Origin of the sequence: Kangiella sediminilitoris (assembly GCF_001708405.1) — a bacterium.
GTDB classification, from domain to species: domain Bacteria; phylum Pseudomonadota; class Gammaproteobacteria; order Enterobacterales; family Kangiellaceae; genus Kangiella; species Kangiella sediminilitoris.
This window is the reverse complement of the sequence record NZ_CP012418.1, coordinates 342,542-368,506: the sequence shown is the minus strand read 5'-3', so window position 1 is coordinate 368,506 and position 25,965 is coordinate 342,542. Positions and strand designations below refer to the sequence as shown.

Below are 25,965 nucleotides of genomic sequence, written 5' to 3'. Positions count from 1 at the left end.
TCAAAAGTTAAACTTTTTTATTAACTAACACTTCTAAGATACTATATTTACACTGATTTACAAAAAAATTCAGCCTTTTTTTTTAGAAAAGGTATACTGGTACACAATTAATAAACCAGCAATATCGCTTCACCATAAATCTTTCAAAAAAAATGACCATCAATATATTGAAGAAATTAGGCTTATTTGTGAGTTTTATCACAATATTTGTGATCATGACGGTAATCGGGGCTTTCCTGTACGCAACGCCCCAAGTGCCGGAAATCGACTCATTAAAAAATGTAAAGCTTCAGACCCCTATGCGCATTTTTAGTGCTGATGGCAAGATCATTGGCGAGTTTGGCGACGTTAGGCGTGAACCTGTGGAGTTCGCCCAGATCCCAAAAAACTTTATCAATGCCCTGGTTGCAACCGAAGACCAACGCTTCTACGAACATAGCGGTGTAGACTTAAAAGGTCTCTTGAGAGTAATGAAAGTTGCAGCAACTACTGGTGAGTTTTCTGAAGGCGCCAGTACCTTAACCATGCAGACTGCGCGAAATATGTTTTTAACACGTGATCAGCGTCTTAAAAGAAAGCTGATTGAGATGTTTCTTGCCATCAGTATGGAGCAAGAGCTGTCAAAAGAAGAGATACTGGAGCTGTATACGAATAAAGTACATTTCAGTCATCGCGCCTACGGTCTGGCCGCAGCAGCGGAAGTGTATTATGGCAAACAACTTAATGAGCTGACCCTATCGGAAGCAGCAATGATGGCAGGCTTACTTAAAGGTGAGTCAGCATATAACCCTATCTCTCATCCTGACAGGGCTATAGGCCGTCGAAATCTGGTTCTTAGTCGCATGCTGGATGAAGGTTACATCGAAGAGGAAGCTTATGAGCTGGCGGTAGAGACTCCCCTGACGGCAAAAAAGCACAGTGCAGATCTTGATGTAGAAGCTCCATATGTTGCTGAAATGGTTCGTCTAGACGTAATAAATCGTTTTGGAAGAGACATTGCCTATAACCATGGACTGGATATTGTCACTACCATTGATTCAGAGCACCAGCGATATGCCAATGAGGCATTGCGTGAGGGATTAATCACTTACGATAAACGACACGGCTACAAAGGCCCTGAGGCTCAGATCGGTGATTTTGCACAGAAGAATACCCGCGAACTGCTGCAGTTGCTTGAATCTACCCCTGAAATTGGGGGTCTTGAGCCAGCCATCGTTATGCAGGTCAATGAAAAAAGCCTTAAGGTTCTCAATTCAAAGGGACAGGAAATTACTATTGAATGGGAAGGCCTTGAGTGGGCGGCCAAGTTTATCACCGACACCAGTGTCGGCGAAAAACCCAACTCGGCAGGTGAGGTTGCCGCCCCCGGTGATGTCATTCGCATAAGGCCTATCGGAGAGAACAAATGGGCTCTAAGTCAGCTGCCAGAAGCTTCTGCGGCCTTCGTATCATTGCACTCAAAGGATGGAGGAATAACCTCTTTAGTCGGTGGCTTTGATTACCTGTCCAATAAGTTCAACCTTGTAACACAGGCTCGGAGACAGCCAGGCTCTAACATTAAACCTTTTATTTATGCAGCCGCATTTTCCAAAGGTTTCACGCCTGCGAGTCTGGTCAATGACGCTCCTTATGTAAAGGTGAATAATGAAATTGACGAAGTATGGCGTCCCCAGAATGATAACCTGAAATACAATGGCCCAACACGTCTTCGGGTTGGGTTAAAGCGCTCGATTAACACCATATCCACTCGCTTGATTAACAGCATCACTCCAGCCTACGCTGAAAAGTTTTTAGTCAATATCGGCTTACCTGATGAGCATATGGATCCATACCAGTCTCTGGCTTTGGGTACTGCAAGTTTTACACCGATGGAAATGGCCACAGCCTACGCGGTTCTGGCGAATGGTGGCTATCAGGTTGAGCCTTACTATATTGAGAAGATCACAACTTCTTACGGAGACATCTTGTATGAAGCTACCCCTAAGGTAGTCTGTGATGAATGCGAACAGATCAAGATTAATAATCAGATCCGAGAAGCAAAGTACTCTCCGGAAATTCGTAATTATCCACAATTACCGCTACCGGAAAATAAGATTGCACAGCAAGTAATTGATCCCCGTGATGCCTTTATCCTCTACGATATGATGAAGGATGTTATCCATAGTGGTACGGCTACCACGCAACTTCGTCGACGAAATAGTCCTCTTCTGGAGCGTAACGACCTTGCTGGCAAAACAGGAACAGCCAACGACTATAAGGATGCCTGGTTTTCGGGTTTCAATGATCGACTGGTCGCCAGTGCCTGGATGGGTTTTTCCGATCATCGGCGCAGCTTAGGTCGCTATGAGTATGGCGGTAAGGCAGCTCTGCCTATCTGGGCTGAATTCATGGAAAAAGCTCTGAACGGTGTTCCGGAACAAGAAATTATTCAGCCGCCGGGCGTCGTTTCGGCAAAAATCGACCCTGAAACTGGTAAATTAGCAGCTCTTGGCCAGCAAAACGCCATTTTTGAATATTTCAGAGATGACAATGTACCTTCTGAGGTAAGCCAGGCAAGCGATGATTTTGGTCAACTTTATACCGAGGGACTTGATAACTCTGAACAAGAGCAGTCGGCGCCGGAGCAATTAGAGCAGGAAGAGCTTGATCAGCTGATACAGTCGCTACAAGATGATCCTGAAAACCTCGAAATGGAACAGGAACCCATTGAAAGGGAAGAGCAAGAAGAACCGCCTGAGCCAGGTTCGATTTTCTAACCCCAGCAAAAATGTACAGTCATAAAAAAAGCACCTCAAAGGTGCTTTTTTTTGGCTTCGTAATAAATAATTATTTAAGTTTACGAGTACCGAAACGCTTACGGAAGCGATCAACACGGCCGCCTGAATCAACCATTTTCTGTTTACCAGTGTAAAATGGGTGACAAGCTGAACATACGTCCAGGCTGATATCAGAACCAGCTGAACCTACTTCAATAACATTACCGCAACTGCATGTTGCTTTAATGGCTTTATATTCTGGGTGAATACCTTGTTTCATAATATATCTCTCGTCATTGGAGTCGCCATTTGGGCTATAACCTTAAAGTTGCTACGCCAAACACCACTCGAATATTTAGGAAGCGCGATCATACGCTTAGACAGCGATAAGATCAAGCCAAAGGCGGCTCAACCCTAGTAAAAACCTACGCTGACCTATTTTAATGGAAGCGTCGCTGGAAGCTGTATATCCGCACCAAAAACAAAATCATTACTGATCAAGAGCTTTCTCTCGGCTAATACCTGTCCCTTATTACCTTTTACCTGAATTGAGTAACGTCCATTTGATAAGCTATCGACCCTGAAATAACCAAATTGATCAGTAAGAGTCTGCATAACCACTTCACCAGAGCTATTCAGCAAGGTCACCCGAGCATTGGGCACTACTTTACCGCTAGACAAGGTGACCTGACCTGACGCGCTGTACTCTGTGTTCAGAGCAAAATCAATTCGGGTTACTGAGGAAGGCGTGACTTGCGCAACATATTCTTTCGTATCCGGTACGACTTCAATGGGTAGATACTCTCCGTCCAATGCAATAGTGTGGATACCCGGAGTTACTTTTTCTAAATAGAAAGTACATCCGCTCACAGGCACTTTACGGTTTGCGCCATCGACTAAAACACTGACATGTTCTATATCGCAATCATCAGTATCCATGTTCAATGTGCCCGCAATGGTGCCATGAGTATTGTAGCTTCTGCGTTGCGTGGCCGGTATAAAACGATCCCCTGCAACTGCAAAATCTAGGGATATACGGGCAAATGCTGAAAAGCCACCATCGAAACGAGGATCCGCATCTCTTAACCTCAGATCGAAATAAAGGCCAGCAGCCAATTGTGTTCGATACTCCGCAAACATACCCATGCCGAATTCTCTTGAGTGGTTCAGCTCGACTCGGAGACGATCATAACGGGTCCAGTCACGTGGTTGCCAATAAAACCCAACGGCCTCCTCGAACACGGTATTCTCATAGCTACGCTCTAAGATGGTATCTTCATACATACGGCCAGACATATAGCCCTGCAGGTCATCGTTGACATCGTAATCAAATCGAATAGTTTGCTCGTCGGGTCGATGCGTTACCCTGAAACGTTTGCCTAGATAAGGCCTATAATAGAGTTCCGTACGGTAGGCACCGTCATAGTCGGGCCTCATCGCCACCGAAAAATTATCCGTTGGACTATAGAAAACACCCGGTTTTACGTAACTGACATCATTCTGGCTCCCACCCCGCTCCTGATAACGACCTATCATCTCTAGTCGTAAATTTGCGTCCGGGGTGTAGTAGAAATACGAATTAGCGGTTGTAGCATCTTCAGTTTGTCCCTCTACAAAACCTGCTTCCTGCTTTTTTACAAAAGTCGATAGCCGCCAATTTTGGCCAGTACCGTCCAGTTCCAGCTGTTGTGAGTTCACATCATTCCGCTTTGCTACGCGGTATGCACCCACGAAATTAGAACCCAAGGCAGATGCAACACCAGCGGTCATAGTGTCATCATCGTCCAGTAAATACCCTGTTTCAACGGTAGTAGAATCGCTAACACCATAGCGATATAAAAGCATCCCCGCCTCGCCCTGATCATCAAAGTCAGGATCCAGCCAGTTGCCTTTTTTACCAAAAGCTACACTGGTTACCATTTGCCCTTCATTCAACAGGTTATCTGAGCTCAGTCTGGTTTTATCCTGTCGCTCAATCTCTGTACGTGTGAGTGAGTCAATAATCACCACTTCAATTTCATTGTATAGCCCTGACTCAGAGCGAACCTCACCAAAATCGTAACTGCCATCAAGGTCTACGAACACCTCATCGACCAGCTGCTGATTGACGTATAACTGTGCTATCGCACCAGGCTCACCATTACCACGAATGGTTTGTACCGAAGAACCCAGCTCTCTAAAAAAACGCGACTGACTGATATCTTGGTAGGGATCGAACGGAATACTCTGATTACTATAAAAGTATTGTGCCCCGGTTAGCGTGACACTCGGTGCTACCACCGAAGGCGTCACCACCTGTTTGCCCAAAAGCCATTGCTGATGGTCGTCTCTCTTTAACCAAAAATACTCATCAGGTCGCCAGCTTTGACCGCCCACTTTATTGGCTTCAAACAGCCATGAACCATCCCAGGCAGCACCACTGGTCAGTAAGTCACTTCGCTCAGAATCGATATCAAAATCGAAAGGTCCACCATCTTTATGAGCTTCAACCTGATGTGATATGCGAAACTGACGTAAACTAAATGCATCAGGGTAATACTCCGGCTTTAGGGTCTTGGCTTGCTCCCCAGATTCCCCTTTATCACTCCTTCGCCACGGAGGCAGGAAGTTAATGGCATAAGTAGTAGGATCAAAACTTGCATTTAATTTTAGATACCTGTTTAGGGTTCCCAGCGAAGCCCATAGATCGCCATCAATACGGTAGGTCACTCTGGATGAGATCTCAACATCACTGCCTGGCACCTGGATTGTCATAATCCCATGTTCCAGACTATAGCTTGCACCGATTGCCGGAAATACCTCTTTTATTGGGACAAGGTAATCACTTGGTGTTTTAATAATATCCAGCACCAGAACTTCTTCATCATTAACTTCCAATCCCACTAAAATCTTCTGGAAGCCATAGGAAGATCCTGAGGCGGTAGCCATATTAAAAGTAGGCTCGAATAGCCTGTCGTCTAATTCCTGTGGACGATGATAAGCGAGGTAATTATCTTCCGATTCGAACTGTGCACGTGGCTCTGGTTTAGGTACTGCCTGTGTAATAGGAATAAAAGCTAGACCCGCCAGCAATAACCCTATGCCAATATTTATCCTTAAGTGAGCTTTCAATTGAGTTACTTATCTTTGGCTATTGAGTACACTTTCTCGTAAAGCTCGCCAGCAATATCAGCCTTTACCACCAGCTTATAATTATCTGGCAGTTCACCTTCGGTTGATATTGATACTTGTAACTGACGACGCTCTCCCGCAAAGACAGGTTTAGATGCAATTTTGCCAGTTGCTAGCGGCCTGACGCCTTCCACTTCCCCGGACTTAGCGCTCAGGCGACTTAACAGCCCTTCATTGCTTTCTTTAGTAGCCCCGTCGACCAGCATGTAATATCCTTCCGGACGAACATAGGCATTACCTGTGTTGGTAATATCAAACTCTAGAATTGAGCTCTTTGGGTTAAAATTCACGTGGTGCAGCGATGCTTCACGTTTCACATCACCAAAGAAAGCATAAATCGGAACACCCACATTAAACCTGACATTAACTCCTTTTTCATCGCCGCCGTTCAATTGCTTAAAAAAGACCATAGCCCGGTGCTCACCATCTTCTGGTTTTGCTCTAGGTCTTACTGCCATTCTTACCGTTTGCTGACCCTTTGGAGGTACCTCAAGCTGTACTGGATTAATAATTAACCACTGGTCTAAACTTTGCTCATTAGGAGGTAGCGGGCGATAGTTATTATTATGGTCAAAATCCCAGTTCTGGACAGAAACCTGAACACGCATAGGCGTATTTCCCAGATTTAATACCGTCACGCTCTTGGTACTTTTACCTTCATCTGGCGAGATCTCAATTCGTGATGGAGAGATAGCTAACTGAGGCTGTAAACCTTTAGGAGCCTCTGCGGCTTCTACGCAGTTAAAAACAACTAAGCTAAACAAAATAAAAGGAGTCAAAAACTTCAACACAAAATACCTCAATTACTGCATGCGAGTGATATGCCGTCATGGTACAAGTCTATCAATACTTGCGCAGAATAATTACCTGCATTTTGTATCCTTGAAAGATCCAGTGTTAAACGGACACCTTCCGAGCGCTGGAGTATACTCCCTCTGTTGGCTCCCTGGGTTTTGCGTGTTTCAAATTCAGCAATTGGTTCAACTGCAACTACCGTCATACATGAGTTTACATTAACGTCACTACATATCTGGTTATTGCTTCCAGCTACTGATAAGAAGCTATACTCAGCGGTTATATTTCCATTCAACCTCTCAGAGGGGGTAGCGTCCACAAACCACACCCAATCTGCACTTTCTACAGTTACCTGAGTATTGATTAAGCTTTCAAGGTCTAAAGCAATATTTAAATCTATAGCACCATTGACGAGCGAACCCACTTTTCTGCCCGTTAAACTGGTGGACTGATCCGAAGCTGAACTTCCTGTAATATCGCTTCGCGTTACTGAGTCAGAAAAACTTTGTCCGTAACAGTTTATTTTTGCCTGAGACGTCTGAGGCAATAAAATGGCAGCTGTTAGAGTCAAAAAAGCCGAACACTTTAGGCTCGGCTTTATAGTCCTGATAAACATAATCCGACGAAAAACGATAGATTAAGAACCAGTTACAGTGATAGTGTAGTTCGCTTCAATCAAACCATCATCAAGGTCGCTTGAAGTAAGATCGATATCGAACGATACATCACCCGTGGTAGCTGTCATTGATGGAGTACCAGTAGTAGGGGCAACAGTAAGACCTGAAACAGCCGTTTCACTTCCGTTATCAGCAACTGATGCTGTAAAAGTACCATAACCTAACGCGCGTACCGCCCAACTGTTTTGAATTGTAATTGATGCTGTTGTGCCCGTTGCTGCTAAGTCAGTAGCGATATCCAAGTCAGTAACACCACCAGTGATAGTCCCTGCTTCAGCTGCAGAAATTGCAGAACCACAATCTTCAGACGTACAGCTTCCATCCAATAAAGCAGCAAACTCACCTGCACCGAAGCTCAAATCGATGTCAGTGTAAGCATAAAGAATTAGCACGTCAGGAACAGTAACGTCTGTATCTACGTTCAAACTCGCTGATTTCGCTGGTGATACCACTAAAAGTCCTGCAGCAATACCTGCAGCAATCATTGATTTCTTCAATAAGTTCACAAAAACCCCCTAAGGAATCGGACTCGGTGTTTAACAGGGTGTGAACTGTATCACATAAATTTGCAGATTAACGAGTCATTTTTGCATTATTTGTTCACTTTTTGCACATTCAAATGCTATCCATGCTAATAAAACCTATATATAACAACAGGTTATAAAGAAAGCACGGCCCAATCTTCGTGCCTAAACAAAAGAGTTGTAAAATTATTCAACATTTACAGGAGTTAAAAACTGGCTAAATAGTGACATAAAGTGACAATATTTGTCACTTTATTCGTATTTTTCCATTAATTTAAAATAAACTCAAACAATCGCAATGCAAATCTGACTTCAAAACTGTCCTAACATCCATAGCGCCCTGTACTGGAACCTGCATGAGAATTTTAGGAGTATAATGTATTTAGGGTGCCTAATATAAAAAAAGCAGCCCGGAGGCTGCTGAATCAGTTTAATCTATTATTATTATTATTGATTTTATTCTTGTTAGTCTTTTGCCATCTCAAAAAGCGCTTTAATGGCGACAATTAAGGTCGCTGCGCCAACCATGTAGCCTATGTTATACATGATCATGCTGACAACAGTCCCCAAACTGCTGAAATTGTTCAGTGCATCCTCCAATGGTGCAATTGCTGTAGTTGCCATAAGAAAAGCAATGCAGGCAATTAAAAAGCCTTTTGTCTCACTGCCAGAAATATTTAGCAGACCAACAATCAAGCCTATTATTACAAGCAACAATGGGAACCAGCTGAAATCAACTACCCCACCAACTACCGCAACGATCAGTCCGACAATGAACGCTATATTGCCAATTTTCATAGACACTCCCCCTTTCGAATTAAAAGCATTATTATTTGTATATCTAAAGCCAATCCATTATTAGTTTTACTTATTGACCGCATTACACTATCAGATTTTTTTACAACTACAAGTCCGACCAGATTGACTGTTTTTCTTTTCCCAACCTTAGTCTTTCCACTTCAATGTAAATATGTGTTGCCATAATTAGCGAGCCTTCCTATCCTTGTAGGCTCAATAATCTCAGTCAGACAAAATGCCAAAACAACCTTTAGTCACTCTCGCTGTACCAACACCACTGCGAAAAACTTTTGACTACCGATACAAGGGCACGCCCCCAATGGTAGGTAGCAGAGTCACGGTTCCTTTTGGACGTCAGACATTGGTAGCTACAGTTATCGCACACCCAGAATCAACATCTGTCCCTGACAAAAAAATAAGGTATATAAAAGAGATAATTGATAGTGAGCCTTTACTTCCAGAGGCTCTTTTTAAACTGATAACCTTTGCGTCTCAGTACTATCAGCACCCGATTGGTGAAGTATTCTCAAGCTGTTTGCCCGGATTGCTCAACCAGGGAGCCAAAGCGCAACTTGAACCCGAATGGATTTGGACCATAACTAAACAGGGAGAGCAAGCTTTAGACTCACTCCGTAAGAATGCTGTAAAACAAAGGCAGCTCCTTACCCTCTGTCTAAACAACAACGGAGTTTTCACCGAGCAGTTTTTATCGCTAAACGATCTGATACCTTCCAACCTTAAAACTCTGGTTGATAAAGGATGGCTCGTCAAAGAGGAAGTTAAATCAGTGTCGCCTCCTCAGGTTGACATAAATGCTAACTCATCAGAACTTGTGCTTAACGATGAGCAAAAGGACGCAATCGACGCCATTGCTCCTCACTTGGGTAGCTTTCAAGGCTTCTTGCTGGATGGAATTACAGGAAGTGGTAAAACAGAAGTTTACCTCCAACTTATGCATCTGGTCCTGGCACGTGAGGAGCAGGTATTAATGCTGGTACCGGAGATTGGTCTAACGCCGCAAACATTGAAACGGTTACAACGGCGATTTAATGTGGAGGTCGCCATGCTTCACTCGGGGCTGACCGATAAACAACGACTCAATATTTGGCTCAAGGCCCGCGAAGGCCTAATATCAATTATCGTCGGCACTCGCTCAGCACTATTCACTCCACTTGCGAAGCCGGGTCTCATTATCGTTGATGAAGAGCATGACCTATCCTATAAACAGCAAGAGGGCTTCAGATATTCTGCCAGGGACCTTGCCCTTGTTAGGGCTAGATACGAAAAAACACCGATCATTCTTGGTAGCGCAACTCCCTCAATGGAGTCACTACATAACGTTCAACAGGACAAACTGCTCGCACTTAAGCTGAGCAAACGAGCCGGAGATGCCAGTCCTCCTCATATTAAGGTGCTAGATGTCAGACAGCGCTATTTAAATCAAGGACTATCCCAGCCCTTGATTGATAATATGCGCCAGCACTTATCTAAAGGACAGCAGTGCCTGCTTTTTCTGAACCGAAGGGGCTTTGCTCCAACATTAATGTGTCATGAATGTGGCTGGATAGCTGATTGCGAGCGATGCGATCGACACATGACCTACCACCAACATTTTAAACGCATGCACTGTCATCATTGTGATAAGCAGCATTTTATCCCCAAGGCCTGTCCACAATGCCAGTCACCCCAGCTCAATCCAGTTGGGCTAGGGACTGAGCGTCTGGAGCATGTGCTATCTGAGCTATTTCCGGATAAAGTCGTGATGCGTATTGATAGAGACAGCACGCGCCGAAAAGATGCGATGAAAAATTATATAAAAGCTATCAGGAACGATGAGGTTGATATTCTTGTTGGTACGCAAATGCTCGCTAAAGGTCACCACTTCCCTAACCTCTCTCTTGTCGGCGTGATTGACACTGATGGTTGCCTATTTAGTGCTGACTTCCGCGCAACAGAGCGTACCGCACAGCTACTGACACAGGTCGCTGGACGCGCTGGGCGATCAAAAGATGTTAAAGGGGAGGTCGTCATTCAATCTCACCACCCGGATCACCCACTATTGGTAAACTTATTTACTCAGGACTATCAGACCCTGAGTGAAAAAATCTTAGCCGAACGACGTGAAGGAGACTTCCCACCCTTCACAGCAATGGCTATATTCAGGGCAGAAGCTAGCCAGTTACAGCTACCCATGACGTTCCTTAATGAAGTAAAGCAGAGACTGAACGATACCGGTCTGACTGTATTTGGTCCTTTCCCAGCGCCTATGACAAAACGTGCAGGCAAAATGCGAGCACAGCTTATTGTCCAACATCAACAACGAAAAGTTTTACAAAGCCGATTATCTCCTATCACCCCGGGTCTTGACCAGCTGGCCAGCGGAAGAAAAGTCAGATGGTCTCTGGATATTGACCCACAGGAGGTTTTTTAGTCGCCTGGAGCACAAACTGAAGCCTTTATGTCTTATCAGAGTCACATTTTTTCTATTTCTTACTGATGTCAGTTGGACATAACTCATTTACTGCTTACAATACTGCGTAAGTCTTCACTACCCTGCGATATCAGGCAAACAGAGCTAATAATGACCAAGGACTATGCTAAACGTAAGCGTTCAAGAACAAAAACAAATACTCGGACACCGCGTAACAGCACTCCCCAAAAAACGCTATCGCCGATTCTCATTTTCATCAGCGGGATTTTAATTACCCTGTTCGCGGTATTTTTATGGGCCATTGTTAAAAAGCCCGAACTATTGAAAGATGAGTCGAAGGTAGCTCAGACAGACACTCAAAAACAGGCTGCGGCTGAGGTTGAGACTGAATCAGAGCCTGAGGTTGAAGGCAATACTGAAAAAACCAAATCTGATGATCCTGAGTTTACCTACCATGAAGCTTTAACCAATAAAAAGGTCGAAGTGGAAGTAACCAAGCCCAAAGTGGCTGATGCAGACAAAACTTATATCATGCAATGCGGTGCATTCAAAACATTGAGCGATGCAGAAAAGATGAAAGCAGAGTTAGCCTTTATCGGTTTTCAGGCAAGTATCCTAAGTAAAGGGGAGTGGCACCGCGTAAGACTTGGCCCATATAACAGTAAACGGACCGCAGAAAGTGAGCGCCACAGGCTACAAGACAATAATTATTTGAACTGCCAAATCTGGTAACACAGAAAAACAAAAAGAGCGCAAGGAATGAATAATAAGCGTACATTATTAGTACTAACAGTTTTAACCATCGTAGCTGGTACAGGGTTTGCGATTGGCTTTCATTTAGGAAAGCAGACGAAATACCCTAAAATAACCTCGGGTAAAGAAATGCAGGGGTCTCAAGATCTGGGCGTTACAGAAAGGCTGGTGACATTATCGGATGAGCTATCCAGGCAGAAGCTTAATCAAAAACGTCTTAATGAAGAGTTAACCGAAAAAAATACAGAAATCAAAAGGCTCAAGCAGGTTCTGGGTACCACCACTTCTCCGGCACCAGAGCCCGAAAGAGTCCTTCCAGTTACCACTTACGAAAGAAAAAGTTTCGTCACCAACCTTGTCCATCAGTTCAATGCTGACAATGCTTCAACTGATATTGTTGATGTCGACTGTAAGGATGACCATTGTTTTCTCACGGCCAATGTGTCAGCCGGTTCAAAGACAAATCCCGAAATTTCAAATCTGATGAAGTTTATGGATGACAAACAACTGCCTTCCTTTTACCAACAAGTGAAACTGCTATCCGTAACCAAAAAAGATAAATACAGTGAAATTGTACTCTCTCTCGACCTGTAGTTTTAATACTTAGGGCATTAAGTCAAAGCAGTTCCGCGATAAAGCCGCCGTTGTTAATATATTGCAACATTTTAGCCCCTCAATAATGTCCAAAACTCCTTGAATTCATTCGTCTAGCCCCCATCTAGCCGTTAACTGATAGAAAAATATCTCTGGAGTATAGTTTGGAACAGTATCGTGGAACCACAATATTATCCGTTCGTCGTAACGGCAAAGTTGTTATTGGCGGTGATGGTCAGGTCTCACTAGGCAACACCATCATGAAAGGAAACGCCCGCAAAGTTCGTCGCTTATATAACGATCAGGTTATTGCCGGGTTTGCTGGCGGCACCGCTGATGCCTTTACCCTTTTTGAGCGCTTTGAAACTAAACTCGAAGCACATGGCGGAAAGCTGATGCGAGCGGCTGTCGAACTTGCCAAAGATTGGCGTACTGACCGTGCGCTGCGCAAACTTGAGGCCCTATTGGCCGTTGCTGATAAAGAACACTCTCTGATTATCACTGGTAACGGTGATGTTATTCAGCCAGAGGATGATTTAATAGCCATCGGCTCTGGTGGTGCTTTCGCACAGTCTGCAGCAAAAGCCCTACTCCAAAAAACCAAGCTTGATGCACGCGAAATCGTTGAAACCGGATTGACCATTGCTGGTGATATTTGTATCTACACAAACCACAGCCAGACAATCGAAGAATTAACCTACGAATAGTCACTTTCTTACTCTAGTAAGCTACTTAGTGGGAAATGACAATACAAAGTAAAGAGAACAGATTATGTCTATGACACCTCGTGAAATTGTCCATGAACTAGACAAACACATTATTGGCCAGAGTGGGGCTAAACGCTCTGTAGCTATCGCGCTACGTAACCGCTGGCGTCGTATGCAAGTAGACGAAAGCTTGCGCAATGAAATAACTCCTAAAAATATCCTGATGATTGGCCCTACCGGTGTCGGTAAAACCGAAATCGCTCGTCGTCTGGCGAAGTTAGCTAACGCTCCCTTCATTAAAATTGAAGCTACCAAATTTACCGAGGTAGGTTACGTTGGTCGTGACGTGGAATCGATCATCCGAGATCTGGTTGATGCCGCCTTCAAGATGTTACGTGAGCAGGAAATGGCAAAGGTAGAAAACCGGGCCCAGGACGCTGCCGAAGAAAAAGTCCTTGATGCCCTGCTTCCGCCAGCCAGAAAGTCTGAATCAGCATGGGATCAGGAAGAAGAACCAAAGTCCGAAGATTCCTCCGCACGTCAGGTATTTCGAAAAAAGTTACGTCAAGGTGAACTCGACGACAAAGAAATAGAAATTGATGTCGCCCAGATGGCTGTAGGTATTGATATTATGGCTCCACCCGGCATGGAAGATATGACCAGCCAGCTCCAGTCCATGTTCCAGAATATGAGCCCAGGGAAAAGCAAAAAGCGTAAAGTCAAAGTCAAAGATGCGATGAAAATGCTGACCGAAGAAGAAGCTGCCAAAATGATTGATCAGGAAGAGCTGAAAATTAAAGCAGTGGAATCAGTTGAACAGCACGGCATAGTATTCCTTGATGAGATCGACAAGGTAACAAAGCGCAGTGAAAATAATGACGGAGGCGTTTCACGTGAGGGCGTACAACGTGATCTACTTCCTCTTGTTGAAGGATGCACAGTAAATACCAAGTACGGGATGATCAAAACTGATCATATTCTGTTTATTGCGTCTGGAGCATTCCATCTGTCAAAACCTTCGGACTTAATTCCTGAACTCCAGGGTCGTTTACCTATTCGTGTAGAGCTGCGAGCTCTAACCCCTGAAGATTTTAAACGAATTCTAACTGAGCCAGACGCTGCTTTGACCAAACAATATCAGGCTCTATTAGCGACTGAAGGAAAGAAAGTAGAGTTCACAGATAGTGGTATTGAAAAGGTTGCGGAGTATTCTTTCCAGGTTAACGAAACCACGGAAAATATTGGTGCACGCCGTCTGCATACGGTTATGGAGCGACTGCTGGATGAAGTATCTTTTGAAGCCAGTGAGAGTGATGCTCCTCTGATCATCGATGCAGACTATGTCAACAAGCAGCTTTCTGAGCTAGCAGACAATGAAGACCTGAGCCGCTTTATTCTTTAAGAGCAACCGATGAGAGTCACATACCGTGGCTCTCACTCCTATCAGCCATTAGTAACATTTATGGCGAAAATAATACCCCAGATAAAACCAGTGTGCTACTCCCTCTCTGACGACCAATAAAATCAATAAGTTACAAAAGCAATAGTATATTCTCTTTACCCCATATTCCATCTAACGTAAGCGTACACTTACTTTTTAGGTTAATAAAATTTGTAACGCCTTGTACAAAGTTGACTAACCTCTAGATTCTCAAATCAAAGCCTCAATGATGCAGAAATGAAATTGTTTTGAGCGATCAATTTTTATACAGTCCAAGAGCTTTTTAAAAAAGAGCATAAAAAAAACATTAACACTAAGGGGTTAAAAACTATGAAACTAACTAAAGTAGTTACAGGGGTACTACTTGCGACGGGAGCTGCTGGCGCATACGCTGGTCAGTTCAAAACCGCGCATGACCCAGCAAATGCTGTTGAAGGTCAATATATCGTTGTACTTAAAGATGATGCCGTTCAAGAGCATCAAGGTCTGTTCAGCTCACAAGCAAACTTAAAAGCTGTACAAATGGTCAACGATCGCTTGAGCATGAAGTATAACGCTCGTGTCAGCCGTACTTATAAAAACGTCGTAAAAGGCGGTGTTTATAACATGACAGCTGCACAGGCTAAAAAGCTTGCACAGGATCCTACGGTAGAAATAGTTGAAGAAGATCAAATCATGTCTATCGACGCAACTCAAAGTAACCCAACCTGGGGTATTGACCGCGTTGATCAGCGTAACCTGCCTTTAAGCAATTCTTACACTTACAACACGACAGCTTCTAACGTGAACGCTTACATCATTGATACTGGTATCTTAAACAGTCACAGTGAGTTTGGCGGACGTTCTACAAGCGGTATTGATACGGTTGATAACGATGGTGACGCTACCGACTGTAACGGTCACGGTACTCACGTAGCTGGTACCGTTGGTGGTAGCACTTATGGTGTTGCTAAAAACGTTAACCTGATTGGTGTTCGAGTATTGAACTGTCAGGGTAGCGGTACTAACTCTGGCGTTATCGCTGGTATGGACTGGGTTGCAGACAACCACACTAAACCAGCTGTTGCTAACATGAGTTTAGGTGGTGGCGCATCATCTACTACTGATAACGCTGTACAAGGTATGGTAGACGCAGGTGTAACTGTTGTTGTTGCTGCAGGTAACGATAACTCTAACGCCTGTAACTACTCGCCAGCTCGTGCAGCTAATGCAATCACTGTAGGCTCTACAACTTCAAGTGATTCACGTTCTAGCTTCTCGAACTACGGTTCATGCCTAGACATTTATGCTCCAGGTTCAAGCATTACATCAGCATGGTCAAACGGCGGTACTAACACTATCAGTGGTACGTCAATGGCATCTCCTCACGTTGCTGGTATCGCAGCTCTATACTTAGCTGACAACCCAACAGCTTCAGTAAGCCAGGTAACTCAGGCTATAGTAGATGCAGCAACTCCGGGTGTTGTAAGCGACGCTAAATCAGGTTCTCCAAACCTACTGGCTTACAGCCTGTTTGATGGCTCTACGCCACCACCACCACCACCAGGCGGTGATACGCTTGAAAACGGTGTAGCGGTAACAATTTCAGGCGCTCAAGGTTCTGAAACTGATTACACATTTGAAGTGCCATCTGATGCTTCTAACGTAAGCTTCGATATGAACGGTGGTTCTGGTGATGCTGACCTTTACGTTAAGTTTGGTAGCGCGCCAACAACTTCAAGCTATGACTGTCGTCCATACCGTAATGGTAACACTGAGTCTTGTGACTTCACGGCTCAAGCGGGTACTTATTATGTAATGGTACGTGGTTACACTAGCTACTCTAACGCTAGCCTGGTTGCTACTCACGATGGTGGCGGTACAAATCCTCCTCCAGGCGGTGGCGGTAGTGAAACTATCGATAACATTTCTGGCGCATCAGGCAGCTGGAACCACTACTACCTAGACGTACCAGCAGGTATGAGCACGCTGACAGCGACTATCAGTGGCGGTTCAGGTGATGCTGACCTCTATGTTCGTCGTGGTGCTCAGCCGACTACTTCTGCGTACGATTGTCGCCCATACAAATGGGGCAACGAGGAAACTTGCAACATCAGCAGCCCTGCTGAAGATCGTTACTACATCAGTATTCGTGGCTACCAGTCATACTCAGGTGTGACTCTAGACGTAGTCTGGGAATAATTGATACCGATATCATTTTAGATGATAGGAAAGCCGGCCTTGTGCCGGCTTTTTTCATTGATGATGTACCTGTTCTAAGTTTTTTTATTAGCGATCATCTCTGCTACAATAGCTTCAGTTTAAACAACCGTGATCTCTAACCATGAGCGAAGCACCCAGTGCCATCAAGCTTCATCAAAAATCCAGACAACTCGAAGTATGCTTTTCAGGAAATACCTATTTTTTACCCTATGAGTACCTTCGCGTGTTTTCGCCCTCAGCGGAAGTCAGAGGGCATGGTAATCAAGAGCTAACCCTGGTTGGAGGTAAGAAAAACATTCAGGTTACAGATATTGAACCTGTCGGTCAGTATGCAATTAAGCTCAGCTTTGATGACGGACACGACAGTGGCCTGTATACTTGGCAAACATTATATGAATTAGGTCGCGACTACGCAGAAAACTGGGAAACCTATCTTAAAAGATTAAAGCAAGCCGGTTTGGAGCGCTCCGCGGATCCAAGTGTTGGGGTTTATAACCCTCCAACAAATTAAAATGAAGAACTACAGTCATGACACAAAACGATAAGCACAACGAAGACACTACCCATTTCGGTTATCAAACCGTTTCGAAAGAAGAAAAAGCGGGCAAGGTTGCAGAGGTGTTCCACTCTGTTGCTGGAAAATATGACGTCATGAACGACCTTATGTCTTTCGGAGTTCATCGCTTATGGAAACGCTACACTATAGAACGGGCCGCCGCTCGCCCAGGTCAGAAAATTCTTGATATCGCCGGTGGCACGGGTGACTTAACAGCCAAGTTCTCTAAAATCGTTGGTTCAGAAGGTCAAGTCACTTTAGCTGACATTAACGACTCAATGATAAAAGTTGGACGATCGAAACTGGTGGATTCTGGGGTTGTTGGCAACGTTGATTTCGTTCAGGCCAATGCTGAGTCGCTGCCTTTCCCCGACAATTACTTTGATAGAATAACCATCGCTTTTGGTCTTAGAAATGTAACTGACAAAGATAAAGCACTTCGCTCAATGTACCGCATCCTTAAGCCAGGCGGTCGATTACTTGTATTGGAGTTCTCCAAGCCAATTCTTCCACTACTTTCGAAAGCATACGATATTTATTCATTTTCATTGTTACCAGCAATGGGAAAAGTTGTGGCCAATGACTCAGAGAGTTACAAGTATCTGGCAGAATCTATCCGTATGCATCCAGATCAAGAAACGTTAAAGGGTATGATGTCGGATGCAGGTTTTGATGAGGTTGAATATACTAACCTTACAGGTGGCGTTGTAGCATTACATATAGGGAAGAAGTTCTAATGCTGACTGAGCTATTAGCTCCGACCATTGAAACGGTCATTAATAAAGTTATTAAGCTTGACCCTGAGGTCTCCAAAAAACTAATCAAGCTTGACCAAAAGGTTATCGCCTTTCATTTTACAGATATAGACCAGCGTTTGTATTTCTTAATAGACCAGGAGTACATCGTAGTCAAAAGTCATTTAGATACAGCGCCCCATGCCGAGCTTTCAGGAAATCTGCTATCATTTTTTAATCTAGCCTCAAGCGATAGTGGCGATCAAATTTTTAAAGGCGAAGTACATTTTTCCGGAGAAATTGGTACTGCTCAGGCTTTTCAAAGTTTCTTCTCTGAGCTGGATATCGATTGGGAAGAACATTTATCACTATACTTTGGAGATATCCCTGCATACCACTTGGTCAAAGCAGGAGAATCATTAAAAGGCTGGCTCACCAGAACAGCACTCACGGCTCAAAACAATCTGAGCGAATATTTAAGGTATGAAGCACGTTCTACCCCTGCTTCAATAGAGCTGGAGAACTTTTATGACGATATTGCAGATCTTAAGTCCGATGTCGAAAGGCTGGCCATGCGGATTGAACGCCTCCACAATATAAAACAACAAACTAAAGAGTCATGAATATTATTCGACAGCTTCACCATGCTCTAAAAATAAACCGTACACTGGTACGTTATGGTCTTGATGAATTCCTTGCCCCAACCCCATTGGCTATTTTACGCCCAATTGCCAGGCTGTTTTCATTCAGTTTCTCAAGAAAAGAGCAGGATAAATCCAGAGGGCAACGGTTACGTTTAGCCTTAGTCGAACTGGGACCGATTTACGTCAAGTTGGGACAAATGTTATCCACTCGTCGCGATCTCATCCCGCCTGATATTGCTGATGAGCTGGCTTTATTACAGGATCAGGTTGAGCCTTTCCCATCCAGTGATGCGCTCACCCTTATTGAACAACAACTTGGTACCTCTGTATCGGCCGTTTTTAGTCATTTTAATCCGCAGCCTCTTGCTTCAGCATCCATTGCTCAGGTTCATGAAGCAACACTGAAAAACGGTGAGCAGGTCGTAGTAAAAGTGTTACGCCCAAGCATCCGACAGAAAATTCGTCGTGATTTAAACATGATGCATGAACTTGCTAGCTGGGCGGAGAAGTACTCCAGTGAAGCGCGCCGACTCCGTGTTAAAGAGGTAGTTAAGGAATATGACGCCACTTTGGAGCGTGAAATTGACTTACGTATTGAGGCAGCGAATACATCTCACTTACGCCATAACTTTAAACAGTCAGAGCTATTGTACGTTCCAAAAATATATTGGGACTTTACTCGAACCAAAGTTATGGTTGTCGAAAAAATTTCAGGTACTCCGATAGGTCAGGTTCAAAGTCTTAAAGAGCAAGGTGTTAACATGAAAGCTTTGGCAGATCGTGGTGTAGAAATTTTCTTTACGCAAGTTTTTCGTGACAGCTTTTTCCATGCGGATATGCACCCTGGCAATATCTTCGTTGATACAACCAACCCCGACAAGCCACAGTATATTGCCATTGACTGCGGTATCATGGGTACACTTGATGAAGACGATAAACGCTATTTGGCACAGAACTTCCTGGCCTTTTTTGATCGCGACTATCGACGTATAGCTGAGCTACACGTCGAATCAGGATGGATTGATGAAGACGTATCAATTCCTGAATTTGAATCTGCAATTCGAGCTGCCTGTGAGCCCATCTTCGGTAAAGCTTTAGCCGAAATCTCGTTTGGCCATTTCCTAATTCAACTATTCCAGACTGCCAGGCGTTTTAATATGAAAGTCCAGCCGCAGCTGGTTCTTCTCCAGAAAACACTGCTTTATATCGAAGGTTTGGGCAGACAACTTTATCCAGAACTTGATTTGTGGGAAACGGCACAACCCTACCTTAAACGCTGGCTAAGAGAGCAGATAGGTCCGAAAGCAGTTTTCGGTGAAGTGAAAGAGCAATTACCGGACTGGCTACACAAAGCCCCGAAAATTCCAGGCATGCTTTTTGATAATATCCAGCGCCTGAGTCATGAGTTTGAAAAATTTGAAGAACTTAAGAAGGATATTACTCAGCTGGAGCAATACAAACTAAAACAAAATATAGCTCAGCGCGATGCCATTATAGGCATTGGCTTTGGTTTATTGGGCGGAATGTTTTATCTAAGCCAGGAGCTTTCAGTAATAACCATTGGCACAGCATCAATTTCACTATTCTTCCTGGCCAAGAGCTTATGGCCAAAAAAGGTTAAGTAAACTGAATATCAAGGAGTTACAACTTTACTATGAGCGACTGCATATTCTGTAAAATTATCGATGGTGATATTCCGTCGGATAAGGTGTACGAAGACGACAAGATTTTTGTCTTCAAAGATATTGCCCCAAAGGCTCCTGTCCACCTTCTGGTGATTCCAAAGCAACACGTTCCAAGCTTGGCGGACGTTAACCAGGATCACCAGGAGCTGCTTGGATACATGATGACTAAAGTTCCCCAGCTTGCTCATGAAGCTGGTTGCGAAAAAGGTTTCCGCACCATCATTAATACAGGTGATGAAGGCGGTCAAGAAGTGTATCATATACATATTCATATTTTAGGTGGCGGCGGACGCTTGCCGTTTGCCTGATCCAACAGACTGAGGTAGAAAAATGAAGTTTGGTGTGTGGGAGCTGGTGATAATATTAGTCATCATTTTATTATTATTTGGTACAAAAAAATTACGAAACGCTGGTGGCGATATTGGCTCTGCCATGAAAAACTTTAAAAAAGCGTTCAAAGACGAAGAAAGTAAAGACAACGAAGAGAACAAAGAGCAGTTAAACGATAAGTCCCCAAAAGCTGATGCTGAGTTCTCAGAAAAGAAAGAGTCCGACACAAACTCTAAATCGTGATATAAACCTCATGCCCTTTGATATTGGTTTTTCCGAATTATTGCTAGTTATGGTGCTGGCCCTGCTTGTTTTGGGGCCAGAACGCTTACCTAGAGCAATGCAGACTTTTGGTCGCTGGGCTGGGAAGGCCAAAAAGACTGTCAGTAATTTTAATCATCAAGTCAACCGTGAGCTTGAACTTGATCAAATGAAAAAAAAATTGGCTGAACATGAAGAGATGATTAAACGACAGGCTGAAGGGTCGGATCTCCAAAAGCTTCGTGATGAAGCCGAGCAAAAAATCAAGGCTGCCGAAGAAGCCCAGGCAAAAGCGAAAGAACAAGCTAAAGACTTAATCAATAGCGAAAGTCCCGCTAACCAAGATAAACCGTCATAACGAATATTATGAGCGATTCCAATTCAACAGAAATGCCCTTATTGTCGCATCTGATCGAGCTTAGAACGCGCTTACTTCGTTCTGTTTTGGTTATTGTTATCATATTCATTGCCTTGGCCGCTTTCGCAAACGAGCTCTATCAATGGCTTTCCCAGCCGCTGGTGGAACAGCTTCCCGAAAACTCCACACTGATTGCTACTGATGTAACGGCACCATTATTTGCACCATTTAAATTAGCTTTCGTTGCTTCGGTGTTTATCGCCATGCCTTTTGTACTCCATCAGGCTTGGCTATTTATATCTCCGGGGTTGTATAAGCACGAAAAAAGTTTTGCCATACCCCTGCTCATCAGCAGCATAATTCTGTTCTATGCCGGTATTGCTTTCGCCTACTTTATTATTTTTCCAATAATCTTTGGCTTCCTATCCAGCATCGGGCCTGAAGGCGTTAACTATTTACCCGATATCAATAGCGTTCTATCTATAGCATTGAAGCTATTTTTTGCTTTTGGTTTAGCCTTTGAAATACCGATCGCTACCATGCTACTAATATGGTCAGGCCTGGTTAGTCACGAAAAATTAGCCAACACCCGCCCTTATATGGTGGTTGGTATTTTCATATTTGCCATGCTACTGACACCACCTGATATGATTTCGCAAATCTTGCTGGCAATACCCATGTGGATTTTGTTTGAGCTTGGACTTATCTTTGCCAAGGCCTATTCCCCTAAGAAAGCTAACGATTCAGAATACAATGAAGACACTGAAACCGAAAACTCTTAAGCTTGTATTGAACTTATGGCCCCCTTTTTGGGCCGCTGGCATCCGTGTCATAGAATTATCCGACGACTGGTCTTTTGCTAAAGTAAGACTCCGTAAACGCTGGTATAACCGAAATTACGTTAACACCCATTATGGAGGTTCGTTATTCTCAATGACCGACCCATTTTACATGCTGCTTTTTTTGCATCAAATGGGACGTAATTATGTCGTCTGGGACAAAAAGTCTGAAATAAAATTTATTAAGCCGGGACGTAAGGATGTTTTCGCAGAGTTTAATATCGAAGAACAGCAGCTGGATGAGTTTAAAAAGCAGTTAGAAACTCAGAGTAAAATAGAGCCTGTTTTTGAAGTGGACATTATTGATGCTGATGGCACTTTAATTGCTAAAGTCTGGAAAACACTCCATATTGCCAAAAAAAAGAAGGCAGCATCCTGACTGCCTTCTAAAAGCATATTCTATGTTTATCGAATAAAATGCCACTCAGTCTGGCGACCGCCTAGATAGATGACTCGTTCCCCATCATATAGAGCTGATTGCTCGAGCATAATCTGTATCAGCTGGTTATCCCACTCTGGAAGTTCGACTTTGACGTTTCCCTCGATGGCATAAGCCGTATTTTTATACAGTGGCCAATCGCCCTTTATTGGCGTGGGCCCCTGATTGTCCCACATACCAATGGTTGGCCCTACCGCATGCCCGACAAAACCTAACGGATGAGTGTAGGTGCTGGAAAATATACCTTGCTGATTTGACTCTTCCTGGGTAGCTTTTAAAATCTCATTACCGCTCCTACCCAGCTTAAATTGTCCAGTAAGAATGTCTTGCCACTGATTACCCTCCGCTAAGGCTTTGGTCAAACCTTGTGGAACGGAATACTCGCCAAACCTGGCAACATATCCCATTTCCTGAGTATCCGTGCAAAGCTTTAAATAACAGATTCCAACATCGGTATGAATGATGTCACCGGGTTGGATGGTGCGGTCACTTTTTCCAAAAAAAGGAGAGTCTTTTCTGTTGTCATCGCCCTGTCGCTGTACAGTTACATACGGCTGGAACCATGGCTTTAGCCCCAGCTCCTCGAATCGTTCTCTTATATACCAGGATACATCCTGATCGGTCGTTACACCTGGGGTAATCACTTGATCTGAAAACGCTTCAGCAATAACGCCTCGTGCAACTTTCACAATCTGCGGATAGACCTTTAGCTCTGGCTTTGTTCGCGTTTCAAACCAGCGGATAACTAAATCCTCAGCACTGACTAATCTTTGCTGATACTTTTGCGGTAACGCCCGATTCAACCTCTTATAGAGTCCTTGTGTTAAACCATCTGCGACAGCCCACTCTTGACTCACATTAATACCAATCTTCTCAGGATCATAGTCCTCGATAATCTCTGCCAACCTTCCCCATTGCTCTTCGACTGTACCCCCTTTCCAGCGAGTTTCATAAAACCCCTTTATGGGGTAGCGACTGACACTGAAACGCTCGACGGAATCACCCTCTTTTACAAAAACTAATAAAGTGGTTCTTCGTGCAGCGAATGTGGGTTCTGGAACTAAAGTATAAAACAAGGCGTCCTCACCATACTCACGGTTAATCACCAGCCACATATCCAGATCGGACTCCTGCATTAGCTTAGGCAGCAAATGATCCAGACGGTATTTTAGAATTTTATTAATGGGTTCGACTCTTTCCCTCGGTGATAACACTCCCGGCACCTTTTCAATCACGACGCCTTGCTTAACAGTGCTAGCCGAAACTGCCTCCAAGCTACAGACAGATACAAGCAGTAGTATATAAATTATAAATTTGGTCATTGAGGCCCTCTATTGATATCGCACAGTTGAATACTTTAAATCGCCACTCACAACTGAGATGAGTCGTTTATTTTCAGTACGTTAACGATACTACCACGACCATTGTGTCTGTCTATTGATTCCTTTTCATCCAGCATGAGATCAGCGAAAGCCGAATACTTTACAATTATTAACTTGCGTAAAATCAGTGCACCACTTAAAATGAATGAACGTTCATTTTATTGCATCTTAATATGTCCAAGAAACATCAAATTCTTGAGGCAGCTGTTCGTTTATTCGTTGAGCGCGGCCTTCAAGGCTCTTCTATGGCTCTCGTGGCAAAAGAGGCAGAAGTGGCCACAGGTAGCGTTTATAACTATTTTGAGGGGAAGGAACACCTGATTAACGAATGCTTCCTCTACGTTAAGCAACAAGAGGTAGAGTTTCTGCTTAAACACCATGATCGTGAAGCCGATTACGAACAGCGTTTTCGTAATGTTTACGGCAATACTATACGATTCATGCTGGATAACTGTCCCTACTTCCGATTTATTCACCTGTACGCGTTTTCTCCGGTTATTCTCCAGGAAACCCGCGACAAGCTTCACCCACTTTATGAACCCTTCGTCAAACTATACGAAGAAGCCTATGCCGCTGGCGCTACACGCTCTCCGGATATTCTAGAGCAGCACTTGGCCATCTATGGTGGCATCAGCTATTTGATGCATTACTTCTATGTTCACGAAGAAGCTATTACTGAAGAAAGAATTCAATCAATGGTCGACTTTGCGTGGTCAGCACTGCGTAATCCAAAGCTTCCGCTTAAAGGTTAACATCATGAAAAAGACACTATTTATTAGCTCGTTACTCCTAAGCATCTATACCAGCGCTGCTTTTGCTGCACAACAGGGACAGCAACAGGCTGTGCCGGTTCAGGTTGCTGAAGTAACAGCGGACACTACTACAATTACTCAAAACCTGCCGGGGCGTGTCGTTGCGTTTAGAACATCAGAAGTTCGCGCCCGGGTCGATGGCATTCTTGAAAAACGTCTCTTTTCCGAAGGTGTTGACGTTAAGCAAGGCCAGGCATTATTTCAAATCGATGACCGAGTTATGAAAGCTAATGTGGCTGCCGCAAGAGCTGACCTGAACACAGCCATAGCTCAACAGAAATTAAACAGACAGACCTTAAAGCGTTACTCTGAACTACTCAAGCAAGGCGCTGTTAGCCAACAGGAATATGATACTTATTTAGCCCAGAGCCAACAGGCTGATGCCAAGGTTGAACAGGCCAAAGCCCAGCTGGCTAAAGCTCAGATTAACCTTGATTATGCTACGGTTGATGCGCCAATTTCAGGTCGAATTGGTCGGGCGCTAGTAACAGAAGGAGCCCTGGTCAGCGCCTCAAGTGCTACCCATTTAGCAACCATCGAGCAACTGGATAACGTATATGTTGATTTTACTCGCTCAGCGACAGAGCTTAATAAAATGCGTGAATTGTTTTCTAGCTCAGATGCTACAGATTCAGACTCTCAGCAGATTGAAATTCTATTCAACGACGGTACTCCCTACGAGCACCCGGGAACACTGGAGTTTTCCAGCCTGTCTGTAGAGCGTGATACTGGGTCAGTAATGCTTCGTGCAACGGTAAAAAACCCTGATCATAAGCTATTGCCCGGTATGTTTGTCCGTGTAAAAGCTCCGGTGGCAGACTCGAAGACATTACTGCAGGTTCCCCAGAAAGCAGTTCAGGTCACGGCGAAAGGCGCGGTGGTTAAAGTTGTGAAAGATGGCAAGCTTGCCATCCAATCTGTTGAGCTCGGCCCTATGGTGGGAAAAAGCTGGGTCATTAAAAGTGGTTTGAAAGCAGGCGATAAAGTCATCGTCAGCAATACTCAATTCCTACAGCCCGGAACGCCGGTACAAATCATGCCAAATCAACCACAAGTCTCGCACGCGCAGAAATAGG

Annotated in this window: 25 protein-coding genes; 18 read left to right on the top strand and 7 right to left on the bottom strand. The window is 44.1% G+C overall.

Features of this window, described 5'->3' with window-relative positions:
* Nucleotides 1–188: 188 nt before the first annotated feature.
* On the top strand, nt 189–2,756 hold the full coding sequence (locus tag KS2013_RS01805) for a penicillin-binding protein 1A (RefSeq protein WP_228703697.1): 2,568 nt from the start codon (nt 189–191) through the stop codon (nt 2,754–2,756).
* Between the two features lie 70 nt (nt 2,757–2,826).
* On the opposite strand, the gene rpmE is transcribed toward KS2013_RS01805, so the two are convergent.
* The 6 genes from rpmE to KS2013_RS01775 all read right to left on the bottom strand — a co-directional run bounded on the left by rpmE (nt 2,827) and on the right by KS2013_RS01775 (nt 8,721).
* Entirely contained in the window at nt 2,827–3,036 is a 210-nt protein-coding gene (gene rpmE, locus KS2013_RS01800; RefSeq protein WP_068988843.1) for a 50S ribosomal protein L31, read from the bottom strand.
* A gap of 155 nt (nt 3,037–3,191) precedes the next feature.
* Complete coding sequence (locus tag KS2013_RS01795) at nt 3,192–5,867, bottom strand: carboxypeptidase-like regulatory domain-containing protein (RefSeq protein ID WP_068988842.1); 2,676 nt, start codon at nt 5,865–5,867, stop codon at nt 3,192–3,194.
* 5 nt (nt 5,868–5,872) lie between these two features.
* Entirely contained in the window at nt 5,873–6,718 is an 846-nt protein-coding gene (locus tag KS2013_RS01790; protein WP_228703696.1) for a fimbrial biogenesis chaperone, read from the bottom strand.
* Between the two features lie 8 nt (nt 6,719–6,726).
* Nucleotides 6,727–7,293, bottom strand: coding sequence for a hypothetical protein (locus KS2013_RS01785; RefSeq protein WP_068988837.1), 567 nt, complete (start codon nt 7,291–7,293; stop codon nt 6,727–6,729).
* Nucleotides 7,294–7,359: 66 nt separating this feature from the next.
* Nucleotides 7,360–7,905, bottom strand: a complete 546-nt coding sequence (locus KS2013_RS01780) for a hypothetical protein (protein WP_068988835.1) — start codon at nt 7,903–7,905, stop codon at nt 7,360–7,362.
* A gap of 483 nt (nt 7,906–8,388) precedes the next feature.
* The gene (locus KS2013_RS01775; protein WP_068988833.1) at nt 8,389–8,721 is read right to left on the bottom strand and encodes a hypothetical protein; all 333 of its coding nucleotides are present in this window, start codon (nt 8,719–8,721) and stop codon (nt 8,389–8,391) included.
* A 235-nt stretch (nt 8,722–8,956) separates the two neighbouring features.
* Between KS2013_RS01775 and KS2013_RS01770 the strand changes: the two genes are divergently transcribed.
* The 15 genes from KS2013_RS01770 to KS2013_RS01700 all read left to right on the top strand — a co-directional run bounded on the left by KS2013_RS01770 (nt 8,957) and on the right by KS2013_RS01700 (nt 22,635).
* Nucleotides 8,957–11,152 carry a primosomal protein N' gene (locus tag KS2013_RS01770; RefSeq protein ID WP_068988830.1) on the top strand — a complete coding sequence of 732 codons (2,196 nt, stop codon included), beginning with the start codon at nt 8,957–8,959 and terminating at the stop codon, nt 11,150–11,152.
* 150 nt (nt 11,153–11,302) lie between these two features.
* Entirely contained in the window at nt 11,303–11,884 is a 582-nt protein-coding gene (locus KS2013_RS01765) for an SPOR domain-containing protein (protein WP_068988826.1), read from the top strand.
* 27 nt (nt 11,885–11,911) lie between these two features.
* Entirely contained in the window at nt 11,912–12,499 is a 588-nt protein-coding gene (locus KS2013_RS01760) for a hypothetical protein (protein ID WP_068988824.1), read from the top strand.
* Between the two features lie 164 nt (nt 12,500–12,663).
* Nucleotides 12,664–13,206: an ATP-dependent protease subunit HslV gene (gene hslV, locus KS2013_RS01755; protein WP_068988823.1), complete on the top strand. Its 543-nt coding sequence runs from the start codon at nt 12,664–12,666 to the stop codon at nt 13,204–13,206.
* A 64-nt stretch (nt 13,207–13,270) separates the two neighbouring features.
* Nucleotides 13,271–14,608: an ATP-dependent protease ATPase subunit HslU gene (gene hslU / locus KS2013_RS01750; RefSeq protein ID WP_068988820.1), complete on the top strand. Its 1,338-nt coding sequence runs from the start codon at nt 13,271–13,273 to the stop codon at nt 14,606–14,608.
* Between the two features lie 369 nt (nt 14,609–14,977).
* A complete protein-coding gene (locus KS2013_RS01745) occupies nt 14,978–16,828 on the top strand; it encodes a S8 family peptidase (protein ID WP_068988817.1) in 1,851 nt (616 codons plus the stop codon).
* Nucleotides 16,829–16,970: 142 nt separating this feature from the next.
* Complete coding sequence (locus KS2013_RS01740) at nt 16,971–17,360, top strand: gamma-butyrobetaine hydroxylase-like domain-containing protein (RefSeq protein WP_068988815.1); 390 nt, start codon at nt 16,971–16,973, stop codon at nt 17,358–17,360.
* Between the two features lie 17 nt (nt 17,361–17,377).
* Nucleotides 17,378–18,142, top strand: a complete 765-nt coding sequence (ubiE, locus tag KS2013_RS01735; protein WP_068988812.1) for a bifunctional demethylmenaquinone methyltransferase/2-methoxy-6-polyprenyl-1,4-benzoquinol methylase UbiE — start codon at nt 17,378–17,380, stop codon at nt 18,140–18,142.
* Nucleotides 18,142–18,762 carry a ubiquinone biosynthesis accessory factor UbiJ gene (locus tag KS2013_RS01730; protein WP_068988808.1) on the top strand — a complete coding sequence of 207 codons (621 nt, stop codon included), beginning with the start codon at nt 18,142–18,144 and terminating at the stop codon, nt 18,760–18,762. The genes ubiE and KS2013_RS01730 overlap by 1 nt, the downstream gene beginning before the upstream one ends.
* The gene (ubiB, locus tag KS2013_RS01725; RefSeq protein ID WP_068988806.1) at nt 18,759–20,408 is read left to right on the top strand and encodes a ubiquinone biosynthesis regulatory protein kinase UbiB; all 1,650 of its coding nucleotides are present in this window, start codon (nt 18,759–18,761) and stop codon (nt 20,406–20,408) included. Before KS2013_RS01730 ends, ubiB begins: the two co-directional genes overlap by 4 nt.
* A gap of 29 nt (nt 20,409–20,437) precedes the next feature.
* Complete coding sequence (locus tag KS2013_RS01720) at nt 20,438–20,776, top strand: histidine triad nucleotide-binding protein (RefSeq protein WP_068988803.1); 339 nt, start codon at nt 20,438–20,440, stop codon at nt 20,774–20,776.
* 22 nt (nt 20,777–20,798) lie between these two features.
* The gene (gene tatA / locus KS2013_RS01715) at nt 20,799–21,041 is read left to right on the top strand and encodes a twin-arginine translocase TatA/TatE family subunit (protein WP_068988800.1); all 243 of its coding nucleotides are present in this window, start codon (nt 20,799–20,801) and stop codon (nt 21,039–21,041) included.
* Nucleotides 21,042–21,051: 10 nt separating this feature from the next.
* On the top strand, nt 21,052–21,417 hold the full coding sequence (tatB, locus tag KS2013_RS01710; protein ID WP_068988797.1) for a Sec-independent protein translocase protein TatB: 366 nt from the start codon (nt 21,052–21,054) through the stop codon (nt 21,415–21,417).
* Nucleotides 21,418–21,425: 8 nt separating this feature from the next.
* Nucleotides 21,426–22,199, top strand: a complete 774-nt coding sequence (tatC, locus tag KS2013_RS01705) for a twin-arginine translocase subunit TatC (protein WP_068988794.1) — start codon at nt 21,426–21,428, stop codon at nt 22,197–22,199.
* Entirely contained in the window at nt 22,171–22,635 is a 465-nt protein-coding gene (locus KS2013_RS01700) for a DUF4442 domain-containing protein (RefSeq protein ID WP_068988791.1), read from the top strand. The genes tatC and KS2013_RS01700 overlap by 29 nt, the downstream gene beginning before the upstream one ends.
* A gap of 26 nt (nt 22,636–22,661) precedes the next feature.
* Here the strand turns inward: KS2013_RS01700 and KS2013_RS01695 are convergent, their stop codons facing one another.
* Nucleotides 22,662–24,017: a M24 family metallopeptidase gene (locus tag KS2013_RS01695; protein ID WP_068988788.1), complete on the bottom strand. Its 1,356-nt coding sequence runs from the start codon at nt 24,015–24,017 to the stop codon at nt 22,662–22,664.
* A gap of 233 nt (nt 24,018–24,250) precedes the next feature.
* On the opposite strand from KS2013_RS01695, the gene KS2013_RS01690 reads away from it, so the two are divergent.
* A complete protein-coding gene (locus KS2013_RS01690; protein WP_068988783.1) occupies nt 24,251–24,829 on the top strand; it encodes a TetR/AcrR family transcriptional regulator in 579 nt (192 codons plus the stop codon).
* Between the two features lie 4 nt (nt 24,830–24,833).
* Nucleotides 24,834–25,964: an efflux RND transporter periplasmic adaptor subunit gene (locus KS2013_RS01685; RefSeq protein WP_068988781.1), complete on the top strand. Its 1,131-nt coding sequence runs from the start codon at nt 24,834–24,836 to the stop codon at nt 25,962–25,964.
* The last annotated feature ends 1 nt before the right edge of the window (nt 25,965 follow it).

Coding starts and splice junctions, on each gene's coding strand:
- tatB (WP_068988797.1), top strand. CDS start 21,052: ATGCCCTTTGATATTGGTTTTTCCGAATTATTGCTAGTTATGGTGCTG.
- KS2013_RS01740 (WP_068988815.1), top strand. CDS start 16,971: ATGAGCGAAGCACCCAGTGCCATCAAGCTTCATCAAAAATCCAGACAA.
- ubiE (WP_068988812.1), top strand. CDS start 17,378: ATGACACAAAACGATAAGCACAACGAAGACACTACCCATTTCGGTTAT.
- tatC (WP_068988794.1), top strand. CDS start 21,426: ATGAGCGATTCCAATTCAACAGAAATGCCCTTATTGTCGCATCTGATC.
- KS2013_RS01745 (WP_068988817.1), top strand. CDS start 14,978: ATGAAACTAACTAAAGTAGTTACAGGGGTACTACTTGCGACGGGAGCT.
- rpmE (WP_068988843.1), bottom strand. CDS start 3,036: ATGAAACAAGGTATTCACCCAGAATATAAAGCCATTAAAGCAACATGC.
- KS2013_RS01730 (WP_068988808.1), top strand. CDS start 18,142: ATGCTGACTGAGCTATTAGCTCCGACCATTGAAACGGTCATTAATAAA.
- KS2013_RS01690 (WP_068988783.1), top strand. CDS start 24,251: ATGTCCAAGAAACATCAAATTCTTGAGGCAGCTGTTCGTTTATTCGTT.
- hslU (WP_068988820.1), top strand. CDS start 13,271: ATGTCTATGACACCTCGTGAAATTGTCCATGAACTAGACAAACACATT.
- ubiB (WP_068988806.1), top strand. CDS start 18,759: ATGAATATTATTCGACAGCTTCACCATGCTCTAAAAATAAACCGTACA.
- KS2013_RS01685 (WP_068988781.1), top strand. CDS start 24,834: ATGAAAAAGACACTATTTATTAGCTCGTTACTCCTAAGCATCTATACC.
- KS2013_RS01765 (WP_068988826.1), top strand. CDS start 11,303: ATGACCAAGGACTATGCTAAACGTAAGCGTTCAAGAACAAAAACAAAT.
- tatA (WP_068988800.1), top strand. CDS start 20,799: ATGAAGTTTGGTGTGTGGGAGCTGGTGATAATATTAGTCATCATTTTA.
- KS2013_RS01775 (WP_068988833.1), bottom strand. CDS start 8,721: ATGAAAATTGGCAATATAGCGTTCATTGTCGGACTGATCGTTGCGGTA.
- KS2013_RS01770 (WP_068988830.1), top strand. CDS start 8,957: ATGCCAAAACAACCTTTAGTCACTCTCGCTGTACCAACACCACTGCGA.
- KS2013_RS01760 (WP_068988824.1), top strand. CDS start 11,912: ATGAATAATAAGCGTACATTATTAGTACTAACAGTTTTAACCATCGTA.
- KS2013_RS01700 (WP_068988791.1), top strand. CDS start 22,171: ATGAAGACACTGAAACCGAAAACTCTTAAGCTTGTATTGAACTTATGG.
- KS2013_RS01720 (WP_068988803.1), top strand. CDS start 20,438: ATGAGCGACTGCATATTCTGTAAAATTATCGATGGTGATATTCCGTCG.
- KS2013_RS01695 (WP_068988788.1), bottom strand. CDS start 24,017: ATGACCAAATTTATAATTTATATACTACTGCTTGTATCTGTCTGTAGC.